Raw genomic sequence first — 4,731 nt, forward strand, 5'->3', positions numbered from 1 at the left:
CTCGACGTATCGGGTTCGTTTGGCGCCATCGGTTTCGACGCATACTACGAAGATCACGCGCTCGGCAACAACTTCGGCACGATCTTGTCGTACGACGCTGGCATGGCGACGGTCAATCTCGGCTATGCATCCAATAACATGGACGGCAACCTGGTATCTGGCGATGATGCATTTGGCGTCGGTTTCTCCATGGACCTCGGTGGCGGCGCAGAGCTGGCTGGTGGCGTTGCAGACAACGGTTCCGACACTGCTTGGGACCTTGGTGTAAGCATGTCCTTCTAATCCAAACTGGATTGGTACCTAATTGGAAAGAGCGGGCCTTGGCCCGCTCTTTTCTCTTTGGCATCAGGGGCGCGACTGATTAGGAGCGTCTGATGAGCCTGCAAGAAATTCAAACCCGCCTTGAAGATGTGTGTACCCGTTGCGGCCGTAATGCCAGTGACGTGACCTTGATTGCTGTCAGCAAAATGCAGCCAAATGAGCGTGTGGAAGCTGTGTTGGCCGAAGGGCATCGGGTCTTTGGGGAAAATCGGGTGCAAGAGGCGCAAGGCAAGTGGCCTGACTTCAAGGCCCGGTTTACCAACGTTGAACTGCACTTGATCGGCCCACTTCAAACCAACAAGGCCCGCCCGGCGATAGAGCTGTTCGACGCGATACACACGGTGGACCGCCCTAAACTGGCGCGCGCATTGGCCCGTTTGGCGGATGAGATGGGGCAATGCCCTGACATTTTCGTTCAAGTGAACACAGGCGACGAAACGCAGAAGGCTGGAGTGTCAGTGGACGAGGCTGATGGCCTGGTAGCAGAGTGTCGTGAATTGGGCCTGCCCGTCAAAGGCTTGATGTGCATCCCGCCAGTGGGCGAGGCCGCGGCGTTGCATTTCGCACTGCTGGCCAAAATCGCGGCACGCAACGACCTGAGCGGTCTCAGCATGGGCATGAGCGGTGATTTTGAGGACGCAGTTGCACAAGGTGCGACGCACATCCGGGTTGGATCCGCGATATTCGGTGATCGCAGCTACGGTTGAGGCGACACGAACAGCCGCGTTCCAAGCCGTATATGGCGCGCGATCCACAACAGGTGATCGGCTCGAAACGCGACGCAACCTTCGGTTGGCGCATGGGCGCGTCGCCAGCGGTGCAGGAAGATCGCAGACCCCGCACCATATCTTGCGCGTGGCCAATTCCAGTCCGTAATAATCACCAGATCGTACAGCGGATCGGCGCGTCTGAGGCGTTCGTGAGAGGCGGAAAAAGGCGCGCGCACCATGAGGTTATAGTCTTCATTGCGGGGATCGTCGCACCACAGATCGCCGGGGCGAATGGGCAAAGCCCAGTCCGTCGGGCGCACTATCCGGTCTGGCCGGTACAGCATGCCAACAATGCCGTGCACGCCTGCCGGGGTCGCGCCGTCGCCCTCAGTTTTCGCGCGGCGAACGCCGCCACGCCCGATTGTGCAGGGAAAGCGTTGCCCCTGAAATCTGAGGCCCTGCGGGCTCAGCACCATATCGTTTGGCGTCTTCATCCTTTCAAAAATACCTCGGGGGATGAGCACGGCAATGTGTTGCTGGCAGCGCGCCTGTTGGATCGCGGCGCGCAACGACGGGAAATCTCATCAAAGGATATGTCCCGATTTTCGCGCTTTCACGTCGAGGTATTTTTCGTTCAAGGGGTTGAGACCGACTTTCAGCGGGACACGCTCGACGACATCAATGCCTTGTGCTTGCATCATCGCGACTTTGGCCGGGTTATTGGTCAGGAGGCGGACAGCGGTGAAGCCCAGCCGTTTGAGAATGTCAGCCGCAGTGCGAAAATCGCGCTCGTCATCTTCAAAGCCTAGCCTGTGGTTGGCCTCGACCGTGTCGAACCCCTGATCTTGAAGCGCATAGGCGCGCATTTTGTTGGCAAGGCCGATGCCTCGACCTTCCTGGTTGAGATAGAGCAACACGCCGGCGCCCTGGGCGCCCATTTGCGCCATGGCGGCGTGAAGCTGTGGGCCGCAATCGCATTTCAGCGACCCCAGAACGTCACCGGTGAAGCAGGCCGAGTGAAGCCGCACAAGGACCGGTTTGTCGCGACGCGGTTGGCCGATTTCGCAGGCGATGTGTTCTTCGCTGCCATCGGTGGGGCGAAAGACGTGGACGCGGCCCTTTTCCGAAACCGACATCGGAACGCGTCCCGTTACGATGTCTTTGTGGGCCACAGGCGCTGACAGAAACGCGGCGGTTTCTTTTGCAGGCAGGCTCGTCAGATCTGGTGGCGCTACATCCGTTAGCGGCACGACAACGGCCGCAGGCAGAAGCCACGCCGATTTCACCAAACGGACAGCAAGGCGGTGCATTTCGCCAGAGCCATCTCGTTCGGATGTGAAAGGGCCCTTCATCGGTGAGGACAAGTCGTCTTTGGGGTCTGCCACGCAGCGCACCCATGCGGCGTCAGCCCCTTCAGGAACAGACAGGCGGGCGATATCTCCATCGTAGGCGCGGGCGCGCAGAGTTTCCGCGCGCCGTGAGGTGATGGCGAGTGTCGGCGTCCCGAGATCGCGCAGGGCGGACAGTCGTGGATCGTTCAGGCCTTCCGCTGCCAAGACGAGGGTCGCGCCGTCAGTGCCGGTCAGCACAACCGGCAAACCGAGCCGAAGGTCGGTGCGTGCGCGTGCAATGCGGTCGATCAGAGATGGTGAAAGCGACATGATGCCCCGTGATTAATCACATTCCGCGTGCCGTCCCTAGCAGGAAAATGAAACATAGCCTGTGTTTGTGACACGAGCGCGTGAGAAGATGCAGCAAAACTTGTCGGAGAGACGTTTGAGGCGCATCTGTTGTCCAGTATTCCAAGGAGGGCAGAGTGGTGTCTCAGAACCTGAAAAAGATTTTGTTAGTCGATGACGACGATGATTTGCGCGAAGCGCTTGGCGAGCAGTTGGTGATGACCGAAGACTTTGATGTCTTTGAAGCTGACAGTGGTGCGTCTGCGTTGGTTCGGGCAAAAGAGGCCATCTACGATTTGGTTATTCTGGACGTGGGATTGCCCGACACGGACGGGCGTGAATTGTGCCGCGTGCTGCGCAAACATGGGGTGAAATGCCCGGTTTTAATGCTGACAGGCCATGATAGCGACGCTGATACCATCCTTGGCCTTGACGCCGGCGCGAACGACTACGTGACGAAGCCATTCAAGTTTCCAGTGCTTTTGGCCCGCATTCGCGCCCAGCTTCGCCAGCATGAGCAATCGGAAGACGCTATTTTCCAGCTTGGACCGTACTCGTTCCAGCCAGCGCAGAAAATGCTGCTGACCGAGGACGAAAAGAAGATCCGACTGACCGAGAAAGAGACGAATATCCTTAAGTTTCTATACCGTGCGTCAGAAGGTGTGGTTGCGCGTGATGTGCTGCTGCACGAGGTCTGGGGCTACAATGCGGGGGTGACGACACATACGTTGGAAACCCATATTTATCGGCTTCGCCAAAAAATTGAACCAGATCCGTCAAATGCTCGCCTTCTTGTTACTGAAAGTGGTGGGTACAGGCTTGTTGCCTGATTCGCAGAATCCCGTCTCCGTGTCCGGGTAATGGCACGGTTCCTCCCTGTAAGACTGGCCGGGCCTTGTGCCCGGTCTTTTTTGTCTCGAAGCGCGATTTTGAGTTTCTAGGCTGTCGCGGATTTAAGGTCGCCTTTGTGCGTCCAGACGATGATCGCTGAAAGCAGGCCAAGTCCCAGAGCAGGCACGGCTGACGGGCCGAGGAGTGCAAGGTGGGCAATGACGGCTCCGACCATGGTGACGGTGAGCAGGCCTGCGCCATAGACTTCGCGGCCTTTTACCCAAAGCAGGACCGCGCCGACGACTTCAATGGTGCCTGTGACATAGCGGAACCATTGGCCGACGCCGACTGCATCGAACGTTGCGACCATCATTTCAACACCGGCGAGTTTTGAGAGACCGGCCGCCAGAAAAGCGAGCATCAGGAGGGCTTTGATTGCGAGAATTGCGTATTTCATTTGCTTTGTCCTTTCGCCTTAGGCGGCGATTTTGAGGGTTTGAACGGCCAAGTGGGCCTCGGAAAGTGTCGCGTCGGCATCGCGCGATAGCCTGTCGGCTGCCACGAAAACGACGTCGGTGATGCCGATGAAGCCGAGAACGTGGCGGATATAGCCTGTGGCGAAATCAATATTTGAGCCCATTTCGGTGCCGCCTGAGGCCACCGCGACGATTGCGCGCTTTCCTGTCAGCAAGCCTTTCGGGCCTGTGGGGCTGTACTGGAACGTGACGCCAGCGCGCGCCACAAGGTCGATCCATGCTTTCAGGGCTGCAGGGACGCCGAAGTTGTAGATTGGCAGGCCAATGACAAGCACGTCGGCGGCTTTGATTTCCTCGATCAGGGTGTCTGACAGGCGCAGGGTCTCGGCTTGTGCGTCTGTGCGGTCGGCTGCGGGCGTGAAGTTTGCGCCGATCCAGTCTTCGGTGATTTGGGGCAACGGCGTCGCGAGGTCGCGGGTGGTGACCTGGGCCCTCTCAAAGCGGTCGACGATGCGGTGGGTCAAATCGCGGGAGATGGAGCCGGTTTTGCAAGCGGATGCGTCAATTTGAAGAATTTTTGTGGGCATGGAAGCCTCCTTGGTTCGCATTGAAGCAGAGGTAGGCTTGGCTTGGGCCATGCGGTATTCCGATAAAGTGAACGCGAGTTGTGCGTTTTTGTGAATAATTGAACGTTAGTCCTGTGGATGTCTTAAT

At 58.0% G+C, this 4,731-nt stretch carries 6 protein-coding genes and 1 pseudogene; 3 read left to right on the plus strand and 4 right to left on the minus strand.

Annotated features, from left to right (window positions below):
* Positions 1–282, plus strand: a pseudogene (locus Q1B15_RS17240) (hypothetical protein); the annotation flags it as partial.
* Between the two features lie 92 nt (positions 283–374).
* Positions 375–1,028, plus strand: a complete 654-nt coding sequence (locus tag Q1B15_RS17245; protein ID WP_299756011.1) for a YggS family pyridoxal phosphate-dependent enzyme — start codon at positions 375–377, stop codon at positions 1,026–1,028.
* Here Q1B15_RS17245 and Q1B15_RS17250 read toward each other — a convergent pair.
* Both Q1B15_RS17250 and ribA read right to left on the minus strand, forming a co-directional pair.
* Positions 1,019–1,525: a L,D-transpeptidase family protein gene (locus tag Q1B15_RS17250; protein WP_299756013.1), complete on the minus strand. Its 507-nt coding sequence runs from the start codon at positions 1,523–1,525 to the stop codon at positions 1,019–1,021. The genes Q1B15_RS17245 and Q1B15_RS17250 overlap by 10 nt on opposite strands.
* A 90-nt stretch (positions 1,526–1,615) precedes the next feature.
* Entirely contained in the window at positions 1,616–2,692 is a 1,077-nt protein-coding gene (ribA, locus tag Q1B15_RS17255; protein WP_299756015.1) for a GTP cyclohydrolase II, read from the minus strand.
* 155 nt (positions 2,693–2,847) lie between these two features.
* Between ribA and Q1B15_RS17260 the strand changes: the two genes are divergently transcribed.
* Positions 2,848–3,540 carry a response regulator transcription factor gene (locus tag Q1B15_RS17260; protein WP_299756017.1) on the plus strand — a complete coding sequence of 231 codons (693 nt, stop codon included), beginning with the start codon at positions 2,848–2,850 and terminating at the stop codon, positions 3,538–3,540.
* A 107-nt stretch (positions 3,541–3,647) separates the two neighbouring features.
* On the opposite strand, the gene Q1B15_RS17265 is transcribed toward Q1B15_RS17260, so the two are convergent.
* Positions 3,648–3,998: a DoxX family protein gene (locus tag Q1B15_RS17265; RefSeq protein ID WP_299756020.1), complete on the minus strand. Its 351-nt coding sequence runs from the start codon at positions 3,996–3,998 to the stop codon at positions 3,648–3,650.
* A gap of 18 nt (positions 3,999–4,016) precedes the next feature.
* On the minus strand, positions 4,017–4,604 hold the full coding sequence (locus Q1B15_RS17270; protein WP_299756022.1) for an NAD(P)H-dependent oxidoreductase: 588 nt from the start codon (positions 4,602–4,604) through the stop codon (positions 4,017–4,019).
* Positions 4,605–4,731: the final 127 nt, after the last annotated feature.

Origin of the sequence: uncultured Boseongicola sp. (genome assembly GCF_937988555.1) — a bacterium.
GTDB lineage: Bacteria > Pseudomonadota > Alphaproteobacteria > Rhodobacterales > Rhodobacteraceae > Boseongicola.

What these genes read in the sequence shown, in the direction of transcription:
- Q1B15_RS17245 (WP_299756011.1), top strand. Translation starts at nt 375, where the DNA reads ATGAGCCTGCAAGAAATTCAAACCCGCCTTGAAGATGTGTGTACCCGT.
- Q1B15_RS17250 (WP_299756013.1), bottom strand. Translation starts at nt 1,525, where the DNA reads ATGAAGACGCCAAACGATATGGTGCTGAGCCCGCAGGGCCTCAGATTT.
- ribA (WP_299756015.1), bottom strand. Translation starts at nt 2,692, where the DNA reads ATGTCGCTTTCACCATCTCTGATCGACCGCATTGCACGCGCACGCACC.
- Q1B15_RS17265 (WP_299756020.1), bottom strand. Translation starts at nt 3,998, where the DNA reads ATGAAATACGCAATTCTCGCAATCAAAGCCCTCCTGATGCTCGCTTTT.
- Q1B15_RS17270 (WP_299756022.1), bottom strand. Translation starts at nt 4,604, where the DNA reads ATGCCCACAAAAATTCTTCAAATTGACGCATCCGCTTGCAAAACCGGC.